Genomic DNA, 19,001 nt, shown 5'->3' with positions numbered 1-19,001 from the left:
GGCGCCTCCTGAGCGAAGAGGCGCCCCACCCGGCCGATCGTCCACGCGGGTGCTCCGTCCGCTGGTCCGGCCGCGGCCGGATCAGACGTTCTGCCCGTCGCCGCCGCCCGACGACACCTTGATGCCCTGGGTGATCTCGTCGATGACCGTGACCTTCTGGCCGACGTCGACGCCGAAGCGGACCACCACCATCTGCTGGGCGTTGGCGGGCGAGGGGAAGGCGAGCGATTCGACGTAGCCGTCGGATCCCTTGCTGGTGACGGCCTTCCAGCGGACCAGGTAGCCCTGCTGCCCGGCCACGGTGACCGCCTTCGAGGCCAGCACCTCGTGCGAGGTGATGCTGCCGTACGTCTTGCCCCCGTACGACTCCTCGGCGTTGGCCTCGATGTCCGCCTTGGCGACCTCCTCCGCCGTGCTCCCCTTGGTGCCGAGGGCCACCGCGGGCGCCGAGTAGGCACCGCCGTCGGTGCACTTCTGCGAGGTGTCGCCGGGGCAGTTGTAGGAGTGGTCGGAGGTCAGTTGCGCGCCGGCGCTGAACGCCTGCCCGGTCCAGCCGTCCGGCACGGGCATGCTGATGCCGTTCAGCGGGTCCGACACCGTGCCGCCGCCCTTGACCTCGGGGGCCCCGGACTGGTCCGGCGCCGGCGACTGTTCGCCGAAGCCACCCGAACCGCCGCCCGAACCGCCGCCCGAACCGCCGAAGGGACCGCCCTGGCCGCCCTGCCCGCCGTTCTGCCCCTCGGAGCCGCCCTGCCCGCCCTGGAACCCGGGCCCCCGCTGGGAGCCGGCCTGGTCGCCGCCGCCGGAACCGCTGTCGGACAGCGCGTAGACACCGACCCCGATGCACGCGAGCACCGCCGCCGCCACGCCGACCGCGATCCCGGTGCGCAGTCCACGCCGGGGAGCGGCCGGCGGCTGGGCGGGATACGGCGGATACGGCCCGTAGGGCCCGCCGGGCTGCTGGGATCCGTAAGCCTCGCCCGGCTGCGGGGATCCGTCGGGCTCGCCGGGCTGCTGGGGCGGGTAGGGCCCGGCGGGCGGCGTCTGCGTCGGGGGACCCCATGCGGCCGAACCGGCGGGGCGGGTCTGGTCCGTCCATGCCTTGCCGTCCCACCAGCGCTCGGTGGGCGGACCCTCATTCGTCTGCCCGGGATCGGGGTACCACCCGGGAGGAGTCACCTGCGTCATGCCCCTACCGTATGAGGCATCTGTGAAAGGGGGATGAGAGGGGACCGGTCAGGTTCGGCACGAAGCCCGGGAACACATCACGAGCCGTCCGTGCCGGGGCGCCCGATCCGGGCGGGGCCCGGGACGGACACGTCGCCCGCCGACCCGCAGGGCGCGACCGCCGCGGACGGTGCCGCGGACAAGCGACAGCGCCTCGCGGCACGTGCGGCGGAGCGCTCAGCGCTCGATCACGAGCCGCCCGGGTCCACCGCCCGTCACCGGCGGTGGCAGCCTGAGGCCGTCCCTGCCCGGGGTCACCGAACCGAGGACGCTGGCATGCCGGGCGCCCGTGCTCGACGGGGCGGTGCCCGGGAGGCCGTGCGCGGTGAGGAATCCCAGCACGGCGAACGCGTACGCCTCCTTCGCGTCCGCCGGCAGCCCGAGGTCGTCGGAGCGGCGCAGCGCCACGCCCGGCAGCCGGTCCGCGAGCATCCTCATCAGCACCGGATTGCGGGTGCCCCCGCCGGACGCGAGCACCTCCGTCGCGCCGACCGCGCGGACCGCGTCCGCGACCGTACGGGCGGTCAGCACGGTGAGCGTCGCGATCACGTCCTCGGCCGGTGGCTTCCCCGTCCCGGCCAGCGCCGCGCGCAGATACCCGGGATGGAAGAGTTCCTTGCCGGTCGTCTTCGGTGCGGGCAGCCGGTAGTACGGTTCGGCCAGCAGCCTTTCCAGCAGCGCCTCGTGGACCTGTCCGCGTGCGGCGAGCCGTCCGTCGGCGTCGTGCTCCAGCCGGCCACCGCTGAATTCCCGGGCGGCGGCGTCGATCAGCGCACAGCCGGGACCGGTGTCGAAGGCCGTGCCGTCGGGGGCCGTGAGGTTGGCGATCCCGCCGAGGTTGAGCGCGACCGGCGTACCCGGCCGGCCCCGTAGCCACAGCAGATCCACCAGGCTCACCAGCGGCGCCCCCTGCCCGCCCGCGGCGATGTCCCGCGGCCGGAAGTCGGCCACCACGGGCAGGCCGGTCGCCTCCGCGATCCAGGCGGGCTGCCCGAGCTGCAAGGTCCCGTGCACCGTTCCGTCCCTCACCCAGTGATAGACGGTCTGCCCGTGCGAGGCGACCAACTCCGCCCGCCCGGCGCACAGGTCACGGTCGGCCCGCACGGCCGCCGCCGCGAACGCCTGCCCGATCCGGGTGTCGAGCCGGCACACGTCGGCCAGCGGCACCACGCCAGGAGGCAGCGCCGCCGCGAGCGCCGCGCGCAGCTGCGCGTCGTACGCCTCGCTGACCATCCCGAGCGGCCGCAGAACCAGCGCGTCCCCGACGAGCCGCAGCTCGGCCGCCGCCGCGTCGATGGCGTCGTACGACGTCCCGGACATCAGCCCGATCACCCGCATCGGGCCGGACACCCCGGACGGATCCCCGGTCACCCCGCCTCCCGTTCCGCGGCCCTGCCCACCCTCGGCGCGGCCGCCAGGGCGAGCACGCTCACCGCGCAGGTCGCGGCCGCGTAGTACGCGGGCACGTCCGCGTTCCCGGTGCGCTCGACCGCCTTGGTGATGACGAGGCCCGCGCAGCCGGAGAAGACGGCGTTGGACAGGGCGTACGCGAGGCCCAGACCGGTGTGGCGGACGGCGGTCGGGAACATCTCCGCCAGCATCGCCGGAGCCGGTCCCGCCATCAGCCCCACCACGGCACCCGCGCAGAACACCGCGGCGCCCTGCCGCGCACCTGAGGCGCCGGTGTCCTGGAGCAGGTGGAGCAGCGGCAGCGCGAGGACCACGACCAGCAGCGCGCCGGCCAGCATCACCGGCCGCCGTCCGATCCGGTCGCTGAGCAGTCCGGCCGGGAGGATGGTCACCGCGAACCCGAGGTTGGCGAGGACCGTGGCGATCAGCGCCTGCTGGAAGCTCGCGTCGAGGGTGCTCTGGAGATACGACGGCAGGACGACGAGGAAGGTGTAGCCGGCCGCCGACCAGCCCATGATCCGTCCCGCGCCCAGCGCGATCGCCCGCGCCACCTCCCGTCCGGACGGACGCACGGCCGCGGCCGCCGACTCCCGCTCCCGGCGGAAGGACGGCGTCTCGTCCAGCCGCAACCGCAGCCACAGCGCCAGCAGTCCCAGCGGCGCCGCCAGCAGGAACGGCAACCGCCAGCCCCACGCCTGCACCTGAGCCTCCGTCAGCACGGTGGCCGTGACCGCGGCGACGCCGGCGCCGCCCAGCAGCCCCAGCGCCACCGTGAAGGACTGCCACGCCCCGTACAGCCCGCGGCGTCCGGGCGGTGCGAACTCCGTCATCAACGCCACCGCGCCACCGAACTCCCCGCCCGCCGAAAGACCCTGGACCACCCTCAGGAACGTCAGCAGCCACGGCGCCGCGGCGCCGACCGACGCGTACGTCGGCAGCAGCCCGATCAGCGCCGTCGCGCCCGTCATCAGCGAGACGACCAGGACCAGCACCGGCCGTCGGCCGATCCGGTCGCCGAGCCGCCCGAACACGGCCGCGCCGACGGGCCGGAAGAAGAACGCCAGGGCGAAGGACGCGTACGTCTGCACCAGGGCCTCGGCCTCGCTGCCGCCCTCCGGCGTGAAGAACCGCGCGGCGATGACGGTGGCGAAATAGCCGTAGACACCGAACTCGTACCACTCGATGAAGTTGCCCACCGAGCCCGCGTACACGGCCCGCACACCCGGCCGGTCCCAGCCCGTCTCGCGCTCGCGGAAAGTCTGCTTCACTCCTGGGCTGTTGACCGCGCGGGCGCCGCGCAAACCTCGGTCGCGGCCCGGGACGTCGTCCCACCGCCTCCCGGTTCACCCGACCCGGCAACAGCTGCCCGGACCAGCCACCATGGGGCGCGCCCGACGGCTACGCTCGGGGTCCGTACGTCGTTCGGGCGACTTGGGGAGGTTACGGGATGACGGAGGTACGGCCCGGTGGGGCCGCCTCGGCTTCCCTGTGGGAGCGCGACGCGGAGATCGCCGCCGTCACGCAGGCGCTCGACGCCCTGTGCACCGACCGGTCCTCCGCGGGCGACCTGCTGGTGTTCCTCGGCGAGGCGGGGCTCGGCAAGACCGCTCTGCTGGCCGAGACCCGGCGCATCGCCGAGCGGCGCGGCTGCACGGTGTGGTCCACCCGCGGCGGCGAGACACTGCGATCCGTCCCGTTCAACGTGGTGCGGCAGTTGTTGCAGCCCGCGCTGGTGTCGCTGATGCCCGAGGAAGCCCGCGAATACCTCGGCGACTGGTACGACATCGCGGGCCCCGCCCTCGGTATAGCGGACCCGGGGGACGGACACGCCGACCCGCAGCACGTGTGCGACGGACTCGTCGCCGCGGTCAGCAGGCTCGCCGAGCGGGAGTGGCCGCTGGTGCTGCTGGTCGACGACGCCCACTGGGCCGATCAGGAGACCCTGCGCTGGCTGGCCGCCTTCGCGCAGCGCCTGCCCGACCTCTCCGTGCTGGTCGTGGTGGCCCGCAGGCCCGGCGAGGTGAGCGGCGAGAGCGCCCGCCATCTCGACGCGGTCGCCGCCGCGGCGGGCTGTCCCATGAACAGCCTCAGCGCCCTCACCCCGCAGGCCACGGCCGGGTTGACCCGCGCCACCCTCGGCCCGCACGCGGACGCCCCGTTCTGCCGCGAGGTCTGGGCGGTCACCGGCGGCAACCCCTACGAGACGGTCGAACTCCTCGCCAAGGTCCAGGACAGCGAACTCGACCCGGTCGAGGCGCACGCCGGCGAACTGCGCCCGCTCAACCGCGCCGCCCGCGGCGGCGGACTCGTCGCCCGGCTGGAGTCCCTCGGCATCGACGCCACCCGGTTCGCCTGGGCCGCCGCCGTCCTCGGCACCGGCATCACCGTGGACCTCGTCGCCCAGCTCGCCACCATGAGCGTCGAGAGGGCCGAGCGCTGCGCCGATCTGCTGCGCAACGCCCGCATCCTCACCCAGCCGGACCAGGCACAGGCCCGCCCGGACGCCGGGGACCTGGAGTTCGTCCATCCGCTGATCGCCTCCGCCGTGTACAACTCCATCCCGGAGGCGCTGTGCACCGCCATGCACGGCATCGCCGCCCAGGTCGTCACGGACTCCGGGCGCGGTGTCGCCGCGGCCTCCCGGCACCTCCTCCAGGTGCATCCGGACGACGACGAGGAACTCGTCGAGCAGCTGCGCGAGGCCGCCCGCGAACATCTCGCCGTCGGCGCGCCCGACGCGGCCCGCCGCTGTCTGGAGCGTGCCCTGCTGGAGCCGCCGCTGCCCGAGGTCCACGCGCGCGTGCTCTACGAACTGGGCTGCGCCACCCTGCTGACGGCGCCCGCCACCACCATCGACCATCTCCAGAGCGCCCTCGGCATGCCCGGACTCGACGGCGCCACCCGGGTCGACGCCGTCTTCCGGCTGTCCCAGGCGCTGATGCACAACGACCAGTTGGAAGAGGCCGTGCGCACCGTCGAGGCGGAGGCGGCACGGCTCCCACCCGGACCCGCACGACTGCGGCTGCAAGCCGTGCACTTCATGTGGGAGGGCATCCACGGCGAGACCGTCTCGGCGGGCCGCTCCCAGCGCCTCGCCGACCTCGCGCGGACCTGCACCGGCCGCGACAACTCCGAACGGGCCCTGCTGATCCTGCGCGGATTCGACGCGATGACGCACGGCGAGGGCGCCGAGGAGGTCGTCGAGCTGTGCGACCGCGCCCTGGTCAACGGGCGGCTCGCGCCGGGCCTCGGCTGGACGGACACCGAGTGGGGCATGGAACTGCTGATGATGCTGGGCAGTTCGTACGCCTACGCCGACCGTCTCGACCGTGCCGAGAGCCTGTTCGCCGAGGCACTGCGCGCCTACACGACCGCGCGCTGGAGCGGCGGCCACCTCTCCCTGGCGAACGCCTTCCTCGGTCTCGCCTACCGCAGGCAGGGCCGGCTGAAGGACGCGGAGACCATCCTGCGCGACTCGCTGCGGCTGGCCGAGCGGGTCGGTCGCAGGCTGCCCCTGTACTGGTCGGCGACGTGCGGACTCGTCGACACCCTGTTGGCGCGCGGCCGGGTCGAGGAGGCGTGGGCGGTCGTCGAGCAGTACGGTTTCGCACCGCCGTATCCGTCGACCATCGTGCTGCCCGACCCCCGCTCCGTCCGCGGGCGGCTGCTGCTCGCCGTGGGCCGCACCGAGGAGGGCGTCAACGAACTGGAGGCCGCCGAGAAGACCGCCGCGTCCCGCGGCGGCCACAATCCGGTGCTCGCGCCCTGGGCCGTCGACCTGGCCAGGGCGCTCGCCGCGACGGATCCGGTGCGGGCCGCCCAACTGGCCGGTGACGCCCGCAGGCAGGCCGAGCGGTTCGGCACCGACACGGCGATCGGCGAGGCCCTGCGCTGTGCGGCGGCCCTGGAGACCGGGCAGCGCGCGGTGCGCCTCGCCGCCCAGGCCGTGGCGTACCTGGAGGCGTCGCCCTGCCAGTACGAGCACGCGGCGGCCCGCGTCGAGTACGGCATCGCGGCCCGGTCGGCCGCCGAACTCGACCGGGCTCTGACGTTGGCCCGTTCCTGCGGCGCGGACGGACTGGTGACACGAGCCGAGGAAGCCCTGCGGACGGCGAGCGGGCCGAACTGACCGGACCGGCCGCTGCCGCCCGGTCGGCTCGCACCATGACCACGCGGCTCGGCGACCGCCACGACCCGATCGCGCACCTCGGCCCCGTACACACTCCCGGCACGCGCCCGCCAGGGGCACGGGGAACTGCGCGCCCGCCTCCGACGGCGCCGCAGTGATGCGACGGCCTGTGCTGCCTGTTCTCAGCTGGGGGCGGGCTGTTGTCTCCGGTGGCGCCAACGCCCCTGTCAGGGGCGCGGGGAACTGCGCGCCCGTCCCCGACGGCGTCGCAGCCACCCGCCCCGCCCCGCCGCCCCGCCGCTTCCCCACCTCCCCGCGCAGCGCACGTCACTCGCCACCGACAGTCCCCGCCACCCCCGTCCCCTCCTCCGCAAGCACCCTCTGCGCGACAGCGAACGCCGAGTTGGCCGCCGGCACACCGCAGTACACCGCCGTCTGCAACAGCACCGCGCCGATCTCCTCGGGCGTGAGCCCATTGCGCCGGGCCGCCCGCACATGCATCGCCAGCTCGTCGTAGTGGCCGTGCGCGACCAGCGCGGTCAGCGTGATCATGCTGCGCTCGCGGCGCGAGAGCGTCGGATCGGTCCAGATCTCGCCCCAGGCGTAGCGGGAGATGAAGTCCTGGAAGCGGGCCGTGAACGGGGTCTGCCGGGCCTGCGCCCGGTCGACGTGCGCGTCGCCCAGCACCTCCCGGCGCACCGCCATGCCCGGCAGGGCGCCGCCTCCCCCCGCACCCAGGTGCGCGCGCAGCGCCGTCAGCACGGCCCGCGGGCACTGGGCGGGCGCCAGATGCGAGGCCCCGGGGATCTCGACGAGCGCGGCGCCGGGCACCGCGTCCGCGATCTCACGGAGATGGGCGGGCGGGGTGGCGGGGTCCTCCCGGCCCGCGACCAGCAGCGTCCGTACGGGAATCTCGGCGAGCCGGTCACGCAGGTCGAACGCGGCCAGCGCGTCGCAGCAGGCGGCATAGGCACCGGGGTCGGCCTCCCGGTGGTCCCGGACGAGCCGCGGCACGGTGAATCCGGGTGTGAACCAGCGCGAGTCGGCGGTCTCCACCAGCCACTGAAGCCCCTCCCGGCGCACCCGCGCGGCCCGCTCCCGCCAGGGGCCGGCGCCGTTGAAGTGGGCGGAGGAACAGATCACGGCCAGCGACGCCAGCCGCTCGGGGTGGTGCACGGCGAGGTGCAGCCCCACCGCGCCGCCGAGCGACACACCCGCGTAGGCGAACCGTTCGACGCCGAGGGAGTCGGCGAGCGCGAGCACCAGAGCGGCCAGGTCGCCCACGGTGGCCCCCGGCCCGATCAGGTCGGCCGCCGAACCGCCGTGTCCCGGCAGGTCCCAGCGGACCACCCGGTGGGTGATCGACAACTCGGGGGCGACCTCGTCCCACAGGGCGTACGAGGTGCCGAGCGAGGGGCCGAGCAGCAGCGGCGGTGCCGAGGCGGGGCCTTCGGCACGGTGATTGAGGAGGTTCCCGGTCAACGTCGCTCCAGGGCACGGTCGGTGAGGGCTCCGGCGGAGCCGGTGTAACGGGCGGGATCGGTGAGGTCGTCGAGGTCGACGCCCCGCAGGTCGGGTTCCTCGGCGAGGAGCGCGCACAGGTCACGCCTCTCGGCGTGGGCGCGGCGGGCGAGATCGGTCAGCAGTTCCTTGGCACGGGCGCGGCCGAGCACCGGCGCCAGCTCGGCCGACAGCCGCTCCGAGACGATCAGCCCCCCGGTCAGGTCCAGGTTGCGGCGCATCGCGTCCGGGTGCACCCGCAGCCCTTCCGTCAGCTCCGCCGCGTCGCGGGCCGCGCCGCCCACCAGCCGGAGCAGGTCGCGCAGCGGCTCCCACTCGGCGTGCCAGGCACCGGCGGGCCGCTCGTCCTCGGCGACGAGTGACCCGTACAGCGTCGCGGCGAGTTGCGGGGCGCGCCGGGCCGCCGCGGCGAGCAGCGTGGACCGCACCGGGTTCGCCTTGTGCGGCATGGCCGACGACCCGCCGCCGCTGCCCTCGCCGACCTCGCCGATCTCGGTACGGGAGAGGGTGAGCACGTCCGCGGCGAGTTTGCCGAGCGCACCCGCGGTGAAGGCCAGGCAGCCGGCCAGGTCGGCCACCGGGGTACGCAGGGTGTGCCAGGGCAGCGGCGGCTCGGCGAGCCCGAGTTCCCGGGCGTACGCGGCCGGCAGGGCGAGCGCGTCGGGCGCGCCGTACGCGCCGAAGGCGGCCAGGGTCCCGGCCGCGCCGCCGAGTTGCGCGGGCAGCGAGGCGCGGACCAGGGCGCAGCGGTCCCGGGCGTCGAGCACCAGCGAGCGCCAGCCCGCCGCTTTCAGCCCGAACGTGGTCGGCACGGCGTGCTGGGTCAGCGTGCGCCCCGGCATCGGTGTGTCGCGGTACTCGGCGGCCAGCCCGGCCAGCGCCCGCTCCGTCCGAGCGAGGTCGGCCAGCACCGGATCCAGGGTGCGTACGGCGACCAGCATCGTCGCCGTGTCCATGATGTCCTGGCTGGTGGCGCCCCGGTGGACGTACGGCCCGTACTCCGCGCCGACCGCCGCGGTCAGGTCGGCGACCAGCGGGATCACCGGGTTCCCGCCGCCCCGGGCACGACCGGCCGGCGAGCGGACGTCGAAGCGGGCCCTCCCGGCCGCCTCGGTCACCGCCCGCGCGGCCCCGGCCGGGACGAGCCCCAGCGCGGCCTGGGCCCGGGTCAGCGCGGCCTCCGCGTCGAGCAGCGCCCGCAGATACGCGGTGTCGCTCGTCGCCGCCGCGGCGGGGGAGCCGGTCCACCCGGGGGCGAGCAGGCCGAGGTCGCCGTCGGCCGGCGGCGACGTGCGCCCGGAGGGTTCGGATGTCACCGGTACTCCAGGAAGACCGTCTCGCCCTCGCCCTGGAGGCGGATGTCGAACCGGTACGTGCCGCGGCCCTCGGCGGCGGCGATCAGGGTGCCGCGCCGTGCCGGGTCGATCCGGGCGAGCAACGGGTCCGCGGCGAGCGCGGCGTCGTCTTCGGGCAGATAGATCCGGGTGAACAGGTGCACCAGCAGCCCGCGTGCGAAGACGCACACGCTCAGGTAGGGGGCGTTCCGCCCACGGGCGCCGGGCCGCAGCGTGCGGGCGTACCAGTGCCCGCCCGCGTCGGTCTGGATCCGCCCCCACCCGGTGAACTCCACGCCGTTGCGGCCCAGGTGGCCGCCGGTCGACGCGTCGCGCCGGATCGAACCGTCGACCTGCGGCACCCGGCCGTCGGGGTCCGCGCCCCACAGCTCCACGAGCGCGTCCGGCAGCGGGTCGCCCGCGCCGTCGTACACGTGCCCCTGGAGGGTGATCGTGTCCGGGTGGCCCAGCGGCGCGATGTCGTTGCCCCCGGCGAAGGGCAGCGCGTAGCCGTAGAACGGGCCGACCGTGTGCGAGGGGGTGGGCAGCACGCTCTCGGGGCGGTCCGTGTCGATCTTGGTCATGGGGTCAGCGTCCTTCTTCGATCCAGGTGGCGTGCGGGCCGTCGAGCACGATGTCCCAGTGGTAGCCCAGGGAGAACTCCGGTACCGACAGACTGTGGTCGTACGTCGCGATCAGCCGTTGCCGGGCCGCGTCGTCGGTCACGGACTGCAGGATCGGGTCGTAGGGGAACAGCGGGTCGTTCGGGAAGTACATCTGCGTCACCAGCCGCTGGGTGAACGCCGTGCCGAACATCGAGAAGTGGATGTGCGCGGGGCGCCACGCGTTGACGTGGTTGCGCCAGGGGTACGGCCCCGGCTGGACGGTGGTGAACCGGTAGTGGCCCCCGGTGTCGGTGAGGGCGCGGCCGACGCCGGTGAAGTTGGGGTCGAGCGGGGCGTCGTGCTGCTCGCGCTGGTGGGCGTAGCGGCCCGCCGAGTTGGCCTGCCATATCTCGATGAGCTGACCGCGCACCGGACGGCCGTCACGGTCGAGGACGCGGCCGGAGACGGTGATGCGCTCCCCGATCGGCTCGCCGGCGTGCTGCCGGGTGAGGTCGTTGTCGGTCTCGGTGATGTCGCGTTCCCCGAAGGCGGGGGAGCACAGCTCCACCAGTTCCGGGTCCTGCCGTACGTCGACGGGGACGAGTGGCTGCGCGGGGTGGCGCAGCGTGGAGGAGCGGTAGGGGGCGTAGTCGCGGCGCGGGTGGTGCTCCACGGGAGCGCCCTCGGCGATCCCCTTCTGGTACGCGGCGTGCTTCGCCGCGATCTCCTGATCGATGTCCTGCTGAGTGAGAGTCATTGGTCGCTTCCTGGCAATCCGGACGGTCTCGTCGAACTGGGGGCGGTGCCGCGTCCCTCGGGGGCGCGGGGAACTGCGTACCGGCCACCGACGGCCCGCAGCTGTCATCCGGCACGAGCGGCGCGGCGCTACCGTTCGAGCACGAGGGCGAGACCCTGGCCCACACCGATGCAGAGGGTGGCCACGCCGGTGCCGGAGCCGCGCCGGGCGAGCTGGTGGGCGACGGTCCCGGCGAGCCGGGCACCGGAGGCGCCGAGCGGATGGCCGAGCGCGATGGCTCCGCCCCGCGGGTTGAGGATCGCCGGGTCGAACTCGGGCCATTCGGCGAGACAGCCGAGGACCTGGGCGGCGAACGCCTCGTTCAGCTCAAGCACCGACAGGTCGGCGAATCCGCGGCCGGCCCTGGCGAGCGCGCGGTGCACGGCCTCGACCGGGGCGAGCCCGAAATACTGCGGGTCGAGCGCGGAGACGCCGGTCGCCGAGACGCGGGCCAGCGGCTCGCGGCCGGTGGCCTTCAGGCCCACCTCGTCGGTCAGCAGCAGGGCCGCGGCGCCGTCGTTCAACGGTGAGGCGTTGCCCGCGGTCACCGTCCCCGCCTCGGTCCGGAAGGACGGCTTGAGCTTGGCCATCGCGGTGCCGGAAGCGTCCGGACGTACGCATTCGTCGGCGGCGACGACGACCGGGTCGCCCTTGCGCCGCGGGACGGTCACGGGCGCGAGTTCGGCGTCGAACAGGCCCGCCTCCTGGGCCGCTGCCGCCTTGCGGTGGCTGCCCAGCGCGAACTCGTCCTGCTGTGTGCGGCTGATGCCGTGCCTGTCCGCGATGAGTTCGGCGGACTCGCCGAGCGGGACGGTCCACTCGGGGTTCATCCGCGGGTTGACCATGCGCCAGCCCAGGGTGGTCGAGTACAGCTCCGTGTGCGCCGCCGGGAACGGCCGGTCGCTCTTGGGCAGGACGTAGGGGGCACGGGTCATGGACTCGACCCCGCCCGCCAGCGCGATGTGCGCGTCGCCGCAGGCGATGGCGCGGGCCGCCTGGATCACGGCCTCCAGGCCGGAGGCGCACAGCCGGTTGACGGTCACGCCCGGCACGGAGGTCGGCAGCCCGGCCAGCAGCGCGGCCATGCGGCCGACGTTGCGGTTCTCCTCGCCGGCCCCGTTGGCGTTGCCGAAGTAGACGTCCTCGATCAGGGCGGGGTCCAGCCGCGGGGACCGGGCCAGGAGTTCACGCACCGCGTGGGCGGCCAGGTCGTCCGGGCGCACCTGGGCGAGAGAGCCGTTGTAGCGGCCGAACGGGGTGCGTACGGCATCGACGACATACACGTCCGTCATGGCCGGGCCTCCTCGGGGATGTGCACCTCGGCACCGGTCCTGGCGGTGATCTCGGCGGCGGCGACGCCGGGCGCGGTCTCGACGAGCACCAGGCCGCCGGCGGTGACGTCGAGGACGCCGAGGTCGGTGATGATCCGGTTCACGCACGCCTTGCCGGTCAGCGGCAGGGTGCACTCCGGCAGGATCTTCGGGGCGCCGTCCTTAGTGGTGTGGGTCATCACCGCGATGACCCTGCGGGCCCCGTGCACCAGGTCCATCGCCCCGCCGATGCCGGTGATCAGCTTGCCCGGCACCGACCAGTTCGCCAGATCACCCCGCTGCGAGACCTGCATGGCGCCCAGCACCGCCACGTCGATGTGTCCACCGCGGATCATGGAGAACGACAGCGCCGAGTCGAAGAAGGACGCGCCGGGCAGCACCGTCACGGTCTCCTTGCCTGCGTTGATCAGATCCGGGTCGACCTCGTCCTCGGCCGGATAGGGGCCGGTGCCCAGGATGCCGTTCTCCGACTCCAGCACCACCTCCACCCCCGGCGGCAGATGGTTCGGGATCAGCGTCGGCAGGCCGATCCCGAGATTGACGTACTGCCCGTCCGTGAGTTCCCGGGCCGCCCTGGCAGCCATCTCCTCGCGATCCCACGCCATCAGGACCTCACCGTCCGCTGCTCGATCTGCTTGTCCGCCGCCTGAGCGGGCGTCAGCGCCACCACCCGCTGCACGAAGACGCCGGGCAGGTGCACCGCGTCCGGGTCGATCCCGCCCGGCTCCACCAGTTCCTCCACCTCGGCCACCGTCACCCGGCCCGCCATCGCCGCCAGCGGGTTGAAGTTGCGGCTCGACTTGTTGAACACCAGGTTCCCGTGCCGGTCGCCGCGCGCCGCCCGCACCAGCGCGAAGTCCGTGCGGATACCCCGCTCCAGCACGTACTCCGCGCCGTCGAAGTCCCGCACCTCCTTGGCCGGCGAGGCCACCGCGACACCGCCGGAGCCGTCGTAGCGCCATGGCAGCCCGCCCTCGGCGACCTGCGTGCCCACCCCGGCCGGCGTGTAGAACGCGGGAATCCCGGAGCCGCCCGCCCGCAGCCGCTCCGCCAGCGTGCCCTGCGGTATCAGCTCGACCTCCAGCTCCCCGGCCAGGTACTGCCGCGCGAACTCCTTGTTCGCACCGATGTAGGAACCGGTCACCCGGGCGATCCGTCCGGCCGCCAGCAGCACCGCGAGCCCGGACTCCATCGCCCCGCAGTTGTTCGACACCACCGCCAGACCGGACACGCCGCGCTCGTGCAGCGCCTCGATCAGCACGTTCGGCACACCGCTCAGTCCGAAGCCGCCCACCGCCAGTGACGCGCCGTCCGGCACGTCCGCCACCGCCTCCAGGGCGGTGGCGACCACTTTGTCCATCCGTGAAGCCTCATCTCTTCCGAACGCCCCGGCGGCGGAGAACCGCAAATTAATCAGGGCACTGACTATTTAGTGAGGTGCTCATCACGCTGCCACCGAGCAGCTTGACCGTCAAGACCTCGGATGATGTGAATCGCCTCGGCAGACACCTGGCTGGATGCCAGGTATCGTTCAGTGCACCGACTAATTCGACCAGGGGAGCGCACATGGCCGCGGTGGACCTCGGCAGCCACCCCGGGCACCTGGCCCGGCGGCTCCAGCAGGCGCACTACCTGCTGTGGAACACGATGGTCTCGGAGGAGATCACCTCGCCGCAGTTCGCGGTCCTGAACGCGCTCGTCGCCGAGCCCGGCCTGGACCAGCGCACCGTGGGGGAGCGGGTGGGCCTCGACCGGTCCACCGTCGCCGAGGTGATCAGCCGGCTCGGCCGCCGGGGCCTGCTGGACAAGGTGCGCGACCCGCAGGACGGCCGGCGGTTCCTGCTCCGGCTCACGGACGACGGCCTGCGCACCCACCGCAAGCTGACCGTGCGCACCGCCCGGATGAACCAGGTCTTCCTGGCCCCGCTCTCCACGGCGGAACAGGACCTGTTCTTCGACCTGATCGGCCGCGTCGCGGACGCGGCCGAGGGACTGCGGAACCCCGCGGAACCCCTCGTCGGCCGGCCCTGAGCTCAACCGGCGGCCGGTGCGTACACCACCCATACCTGCCCCTCGGCGAAGTTCAGCGGCGCCCCCTCCGCCGTGGTGAACTCGGTGCCGCCGCTTGCGGCCCGCCGCGTCCAGAAGCCGCCGTACGTCCGGCCGTCGCGCAGCACCTCCGCCGTCCCCGAGCCCACCGTCTCCGTGTAGGGCGTGTTGCTCCCGAGCACGTCGCGGTAGGCGGACGCGCGCACCTTCACGTACTGCACGACGACCGTGGCGGGAGCCACCCACTCCCCGTCGGCCGTCCGGGTGGGCGTGCCGTCCATGGCGACCAGCCAGCGCTTCCGGTCCGGGGACCAGGTGAAGGTGAACCGGGCCGACGGGTAGCGCACGGTGCGGGCGGACTCGGCCCGGCCGCCAAAGGGCGCGGTGCCGTAGTGGAAACCGGTGGTCAGGGCCGCCGCGCCGGGGGGTGCGGACAGCAGCAGGCGCGGGCGTACATAGAGGTTGTGCGGCGCCGTCCGGCCGGCGCCGCGGTAGTACGCCCCGGACGCGTCGTCGGGCGCCGCCGGCCGCAGCGGCGCCCGGCCGATCAGCGGCAGCAGCTTGCGCTGCGCCCCGGAGAAGGCGAGCACCGGCCGGTCGAACTGGCGCAGCAGCTCCAGATCGGACTCGCGGGCACTGCGCACCGGCCCCACCACCTCGGGCAGCGCGGACGCGTACACCGCCAGCAGCCGGCTCAGCCCGCCCTCGACCGGTTCCGCGTACACCACGTCCGCCGCGTCCAGGCCGGCCTGCGGGCGGGCCGCGCCCACGTTGTCGATCTTCACCGCCAGCACCGGGCCGGTCGCGGAGCGGGCCGCGTCGGGCGGGGAGACGGGTCCGGCGTCGGGCGTGGCGCTCGGCGGCGGAGGCGGGCGGTGCTCCGTGCCGCGGCCGTCGTCCACCGGGCGGTGCCCTGTCGTACAGCCCGCCAGGAGGGCCGCCGTGATGGTGGCGGCCAGTACGCCCGCCGTTGTCGCGCGCCCACCGCGCGCCCGCTGCCCCATGCCCACCGTCGCCATCCCGTCCAAGCCGTCGATAGTCCGTTCATCGGTTCATCGACGGCCCTACCCGACGGCTGCCGGTTCCGCGCGCCGACTGGGCCGTTCGGCCCAGCCACCGGCCGTACGGTTCAGCCCTGGGAGTCAGTCCCGCGGCCCGAGGATCTCCGCGAGGTCGTAGCCGACCGGCTCCTCCAACTGGGCGTAGGTGCAGCTCTCGGGAGTGCGGTCCGGCCGCCAGCGGCGGAAGCGGGCCGTGTGCCGGAAGCGGGCCCCGTGCTCCATGTGGTCGTACGCCACCTCCGCCACCCGCTCCGGCCGCAACGGCACCCAGGACAGGTCCTTCTTGCCCGACCAGCGGCTCGGCGCCCCGGGTAGCCGGGCCGACTCGTGCGCGGACTCCTCGGACCACGCCGCCCACGGATGCCCGGAGACGTCCGCGAGCCGCAGCGGCTCCAACTCCTCGACCAGTTCCGCGCGCCGCTTCATCGGGAACGCGGCGGACACCCCGACGTGCTGGAGCGTGCCGCGGTCGTCGTAGAGCCCCAGCAGCAGGGAGCCGACCACCGGGCCGCTCTTGTGGAAGCGGTAGCCGGCCACCACCACGTCCGCCGTGCGCTCGTGCTTGATCTTGAACATCGCCCGCTCGTCCTGCCGGTAGCGTCCGGCCGGGGGCTTGGCGACGACACCGTCCAGACCCGCTCCCTCGTACTGCTCGAACCACCGCCGCGCCACGTCGATGTCCGTCGTCGCCGGTGCCACGTGCACCGGTGCGCTCGCGCCGGACAACGCCCGCACGAGCAGCGCCCGCCGGTCCGTCAGCGCCACGTCCAGCAGCGATTCGTCGGCCAGCGCCAGCAGATCGAAGGCGACGAACGAGGCGGGCGTCCGCTCGGCCAGCGTGCGCACCCGGGAGTCGGCCGGGTGGATCCGCTCGGTCAGCGCGTCGAAGTCCAGCCGCCCGTTCAGGGCGATCACGATCTCCCCGTCCAGCACGCACCGCTCGGGCACCCGCTCCTTGAGCGCCCCGACCAGCTCGGGAAAGTACCTGGTCAGCGGCTTTCCGGTGCGGCTGCCGAGTTCGACCTCGGGGCCGTCGCGGAACACGATGGCGCGAAAGCCGTCCCACTTCGCCTCGTAGTGCATGTCCGGCGGGATCTTCGCCACCGACTTGGCGAGCATCGGCTTCACGGGCGGCATGACCGGCAGGTCCATGCTCCGACTCTATGGGCCGTTTTCGGTGTCCGCCCATCGTCTGTGGCGTCCACTGTGTCCATGCGGGAGGGGGTGCGGAGGCTGTCTCGCACGGAGGCCGTGAGAGCGGTGTGAGACGGCGTCGGATGCGGGTACGACGCGGCCCCGGCTGGTTGAGGTTTCCGGTCCTCCGCCAGTCGGGGCCGACGTGTCTGATGCCGGACGATATCGAACAACAGTTCCAGAAGACTTGGCATATGCGACTTCCGGTGCGGAGACCCGCCCCGCCAACGGTTTGCGGTCCGCCGACGGAGCGGGAGATTACACCGCGGGCCCGCCGCCTCCGGGTACGTGCGACGTCGAGAAGGGCTCAGACCCTCCGTGCGTTCCGGAGCACGAGGTCGCGGTAGGGGAGATCCACTGTGGGCAAGTCGGCGACCCGGAGTTCCTTCTCCGTCTGCTCGACGGCCGCCGTCGCGGCGTCGGCATCCACGCTGATGACCTCCGTCTCGACGAAGACACCGACGCCGGCGACCTCGTCGATGGTGACCGTGACGCCCGGGTGAGGCAGTGCATCCCCTCTCCGAGCGCGCGGGAGTCGGTGGCGGGGACGTTCGAGAACAGCACCATCTGCTTGGCGTCCCGCAAGGGGTTGGGGAGCGCGCGCCGCAGGTACCGGTTGTAGTAGGCGCGGTCACGGCGCAGGACGTCCGTCACCCGCACGGGCATCAGGACGGTCCGCTCGTCCTGTGCTGCCTCGGTGGAGTGGACGGCGACGGCGGCCAGCAGCCCGTCGAGGGTCATGTAGGCGTATGTCTCGCGTCCTTCCCGGGTGACCCAACTCTGCCAGACCTGGCCGCACTCCCCGCCGTCCTGCTCGGCGAGAGACAGGAACGCGTTCAGGGCGATGTCGGTGCACTCGTCGAAGATGTCCCCGTCCACGGTGTAGTGGTCCAGGTAGCGCTCGCTGAGGGCGAGCAGCGTGGATTTCTGGGAAGCCGGTAACCAGTCGGTGTCTGTCAGGGCGTAGTGGACCCGTTTGTGGCCGTGCTTCGCGTCGATCCAGTCTCCTGCCAGGGGGCCCTCCAGGTGCGGTGTGAAGCCGAGGACACCCGATCGCCAGACGTGGTCGCGCAGGGTGATGTAGTGCCGCTGGACTTCCCGGAAGATGCCGACGGGTGCGGTGACGACCACGGCCGTGTGCTCGTCGAGCTGGTCGGCCGGGACGATCCGGGAGTTGTGCCGGCAGACGATGTGGTCGGCCGCGGAGTGGTACGGGTGGGTGCCCTCGTGCAGGTACTGCGGGACGAACATTCGCAGGAACTTGATCCAGGACCGTGAGGTGTAGGTCTGAAGCGAACGGTCGTGCAGCGAGGATGCCTTGACGGCGTATACGTCGCGGTAGGCGAACATGCCGTGAGGCCGTAACACGGTGGGCAGGGTACGGATCATCGCGTGCAGGCCGTTGTAGCCGCCGCCGTAGGAGTAGACCTCGTGCAGCAGGGCGGACGCGCTGATGACGTCGACAGGTTCGCTGAGCAGGGTCCCGATGTCCTGGGCGAAGCCCGTGACCAGCCGGCAGTTGCCGCCCGCGCGGTTGAACTCGTCCATGGCCTGGACGAGCGAGCCCGACGCCACGCCTGGTACCTCGACCAGCGTGAGGTGGGCGCCACTGCTGTGGTGTCCATCTGAGGCGAGCTGTGAAGCCAGGTAGGCGACGGCCGATCCGCCGCCGGGCCCGACCTCGACCAGATGCGGGTTGTCGTCGCGTACCCGCTTGAGTGCCTGGAGCGCGAGGAACGCTTTCTCCTCGCCGTGCGCGTTGGCCGCGATGTCGATGTAGCCGGCTGAGGTCTTCAGCATGGTCGAGAACGTGGAACCAGACATGTGCACTCCTCGTTGAGCGCGCTCGGTCTAAGCAACTGCCCCGTCGGGGTTTGCCGTCCCCGGGCGAGGTTCTACGGGTGGCGTTGAAGCGGTGCGGTCTGCTGGGGCACCTTCGGGCACCGGCCACCGGGGTAGGTGTACATCGTCGGGCTGGCGCCGGTCGGGCGCAGCGGGGACACCTCGTCGGCCGGGCCCGTGATGGGCTGGTCGCAGCGGCGGCAAATTCTCACGGGGTGCCTCTTTGATGGGCAGGTTTCGACGGGCGTGGGGAACTCTGGCCGGTGCAGGTGGGGCAGGCGTAGACCTCGTTGTCGAGGACGTGGGCGCCGCTCCGGCCGCGCGCAAGGCCGGTGGACTGGGCGCCGGTGATGTCGAGGAGGCTCTTGCCGCACCAGCAGCAGGCCCATCCCGAGTAGTGGGCGTAGGTGAGCGAGGCGGCGGGCAGCGCGAGGACTTCGAGCACCTCGGGTGGGATCTCTACGGCGGTTCTGCTCATTGAGGGACTCCCAGAGGACGGTGC

At 73.3% G+C, this 19,001-nt stretch carries 16 protein-coding genes; 2 read left to right on the top strand and 14 right to left on the bottom strand.

Annotated elements, in window-relative coordinates:
* Positions 1-81 precede the first annotated feature (81 nt).
* The 3 genes from ACFC09_RS32245 to ACFC09_RS32235 form a co-directional block, all read right to left on the bottom strand.
* Positions 82-1,188 carry a DUF2510 domain-containing protein gene (locus ACFC09_RS32245; RefSeq protein WP_376534030.1) on the bottom strand — a complete coding sequence of 369 codons (1,107 nt, stop codon included), beginning with the start codon at positions 1,186-1,188 and terminating at the stop codon, positions 82-84.
* A 216-nt stretch (positions 1,189-1,404) separates the two neighbouring features.
* Positions 1,405-2,565, bottom strand: a complete 1,161-nt coding sequence (locus ACFC09_RS32240) for an anhydro-N-acetylmuramic acid kinase (RefSeq protein ID WP_376534048.1) — start codon at positions 2,563-2,565, stop codon at positions 1,405-1,407.
* A 29-nt stretch (positions 2,566-2,594) separates the two neighbouring features.
* Entirely contained in the window at positions 2,595-3,905 is a 1,311-nt protein-coding gene (locus tag ACFC09_RS32235; protein ID WP_376534028.1) for an MFS transporter, read from the bottom strand.
* Positions 3,906-4,084: 179 nt separating this feature from the next.
* Here ACFC09_RS32235 and ACFC09_RS32230 point away from each other — a divergent pair, with 179 nt between their 5' ends.
* Positions 4,085-6,766 carry an AAA family ATPase gene (locus tag ACFC09_RS32230; protein ID WP_376534026.1) on the top strand — a complete coding sequence of 894 codons (2,682 nt, stop codon included), beginning with the start codon at positions 4,085-4,087 and terminating at the stop codon, positions 6,764-6,766.
* Between the two features lie 327 nt (positions 6,767-7,093).
* Here the strand turns inward: ACFC09_RS32230 and pcaD are convergent, their stop codons facing one another.
* The 7 genes from pcaD to ACFC09_RS32195 form a co-directional block, all read right to left on the bottom strand.
* The gene (gene pcaD, locus ACFC09_RS32225) at positions 7,094-8,248 is read right to left on the bottom strand and encodes a 3-oxoadipate enol-lactonase (protein WP_376534024.1); all 1,155 of its coding nucleotides are present in this window, start codon (positions 8,246-8,248) and stop codon (positions 7,094-7,096) included.
* Entirely contained in the window at positions 8,245-9,603 is a 1,359-nt protein-coding gene (gene pcaB, locus ACFC09_RS32220; protein ID WP_376534022.1) for a 3-carboxy-cis,cis-muconate cycloisomerase, read from the bottom strand. Before pcaB ends, pcaD begins: the two co-directional genes overlap by 4 nt.
* Entirely contained in the window at positions 9,600-10,205 is a 606-nt protein-coding gene (gene pcaG / locus ACFC09_RS32215; RefSeq protein ID WP_376534020.1) for a protocatechuate 3,4-dioxygenase subunit alpha, read from the bottom strand. Before pcaG ends, pcaB begins: the two co-directional genes overlap by 4 nt.
* 4 nt (positions 10,206-10,209) lie before the next feature.
* Entirely contained in the window at positions 10,210-10,983 is a 774-nt protein-coding gene (pcaH, locus tag ACFC09_RS32210; protein ID WP_376534018.1) for a protocatechuate 3,4-dioxygenase subunit beta, read from the bottom strand.
* Positions 10,984-11,111: 128 nt separating this feature from the next.
* Complete coding sequence (locus tag ACFC09_RS32205; protein ID WP_376534016.1) at positions 11,112-12,314, bottom strand: thiolase family protein; 1,203 nt, start codon at positions 12,312-12,314, stop codon at positions 11,112-11,114.
* Positions 12,311-12,958 carry a CoA transferase subunit B gene (locus tag ACFC09_RS32200; protein ID WP_376534014.1) on the bottom strand — a complete coding sequence of 216 codons (648 nt, stop codon included), beginning with the start codon at positions 12,956-12,958 and terminating at the stop codon, positions 12,311-12,313. The genes ACFC09_RS32205 and ACFC09_RS32200 overlap by 4 nt, the downstream gene beginning before the upstream one ends.
* Entirely contained in the window at positions 12,958-13,713 is a 756-nt protein-coding gene (locus ACFC09_RS32195) for a CoA transferase subunit A (RefSeq protein ID WP_376534012.1), read from the bottom strand. The genes ACFC09_RS32200 and ACFC09_RS32195 overlap by 1 nt, the downstream gene beginning before the upstream one ends.
* Positions 13,714-13,919: 206 nt before the next feature.
* Here ACFC09_RS32195 and ACFC09_RS32190 point away from each other — a divergent pair, with 206 nt between their 5' ends.
* Positions 13,920-14,384 (top strand): MarR family winged helix-turn-helix transcriptional regulator, encoded by a 465-nt coding sequence (locus ACFC09_RS32190; protein WP_376534010.1) that lies wholly within the window; start codon positions 13,920-13,922, stop codon positions 14,382-14,384.
* Between the two features lie 2 nt (positions 14,385-14,386).
* Here ACFC09_RS32190 and ACFC09_RS32185 read toward each other — a convergent pair whose 3' ends face one another.
* The 4 genes from ACFC09_RS32185 to ACFC09_RS32170 form a co-directional block, all read right to left on the bottom strand.
* The gene (locus ACFC09_RS32185) at positions 14,387-15,421 is read right to left on the bottom strand and encodes a DUF3048 domain-containing protein (protein ID WP_376534046.1); all 1,035 of its coding nucleotides are present in this window, start codon (positions 15,419-15,421) and stop codon (positions 14,387-14,389) included.
* Between the two features lie 123 nt (positions 15,422-15,544).
* A complete protein-coding gene (locus ACFC09_RS32180; protein ID WP_376534008.1) occupies positions 15,545-16,615 on the bottom strand; it encodes an ATP-dependent DNA ligase in 1,071 nt (356 codons plus the stop codon).
* A gap of 300 nt (positions 16,616-16,915) precedes the next feature.
* Positions 16,916-18,481 carry a hypothetical protein gene (locus ACFC09_RS32175; RefSeq protein ID WP_376534006.1) on the bottom strand — a complete coding sequence of 522 codons (1,566 nt, stop codon included), beginning with the start codon at positions 18,479-18,481 and terminating at the stop codon, positions 16,916-16,918.
* Positions 18,482-18,707: 226 nt separating this feature from the next.
* Entirely contained in the window at positions 18,708-18,977 is a 270-nt protein-coding gene (locus tag ACFC09_RS32170; RefSeq protein ID WP_376534004.1) for a hypothetical protein, read from the bottom strand.
* Between the last annotated feature and the right edge of the window lie 24 nt (positions 18,978-19,001).

This window comes from Streptomyces sp. NPDC056161 (genome assembly GCF_042268025.1).
Lineage (GTDB): Bacteria > Actinomycetota > Actinomycetes > Streptomycetales > Streptomycetaceae > Streptomyces.
This window is presented reverse-complemented; position numbering and strand designations above follow the sequence as displayed.

Bases quoted from the DNA above. Each gene is read 5' to 3' on its own strand.
- ACFC09_RS32245 (WP_376534030.1), bottom strand. From the start codon at position 1,188: ATGACGCAGGTGACTCCTCCCGGGTGGTACCCCGATCCCGGGCAGACG.
- ACFC09_RS32240 (WP_376534048.1), bottom strand. From the start codon at position 2,565: ATGCGGGTGATCGGGCTGATGTCCGGGACGTCGTACGACGCCATCGAC.
- ACFC09_RS32230 (WP_376534026.1), top strand. From the start codon at position 4,085: ATGACGGAGGTACGGCCCGGTGGGGCCGCCTCGGCTTCCCTGTGGGAG.
- pcaG (WP_376534020.1), bottom strand. From the start codon at position 10,205: ATGACCAAGATCGACACGGACCGCCCCGAGAGCGTGCTGCCCACCCCC.
- pcaH (WP_376534018.1), bottom strand. From the start codon at position 10,983: ATGACTCTCACTCAGCAGGACATCGATCAGGAGATCGCGGCGAAGCAC.
- ACFC09_RS32205 (WP_376534016.1), bottom strand. From the start codon at position 12,314: ATGACGGACGTGTATGTCGTCGATGCCGTACGCACCCCGTTCGGCCGC.
- ACFC09_RS32200 (WP_376534014.1), bottom strand. From the start codon at position 12,958: ATGGCGTGGGATCGCGAGGAGATGGCTGCCAGGGCGGCCCGGGAACTC.
- ACFC09_RS32195 (WP_376534012.1), bottom strand. From the start codon at position 13,713: ATGGACAAAGTGGTCGCCACCGCCCTGGAGGCGGTGGCGGACGTGCCG.
- ACFC09_RS32190 (WP_376534010.1), top strand. From the start codon at position 13,920: ATGGCCGCGGTGGACCTCGGCAGCCACCCCGGGCACCTGGCCCGGCGG.
- ACFC09_RS32185 (WP_376534046.1), bottom strand. From the start codon at position 15,421: ATGGCGACGGTGGGCATGGGGCAGCGGGCGCGCGGTGGGCGCGCGACA.
- ACFC09_RS32180 (WP_376534008.1), bottom strand. From the start codon at position 16,615: ATGGACCTGCCGGTCATGCCGCCCGTGAAGCCGATGCTCGCCAAGTCG.
- ACFC09_RS32175 (WP_376534006.1), bottom strand. From the start codon at position 18,481: ATGTCTGGTTCCACGTTCTCGACCATGCTGAAGACCTCAGCCGGCTAC.
- ACFC09_RS32170 (WP_376534004.1), bottom strand. From the start codon at position 18,977: ATGAGCAGAACCGCCGTAGAGATCCCACCCGAGGTGCTCGAAGTCCTC.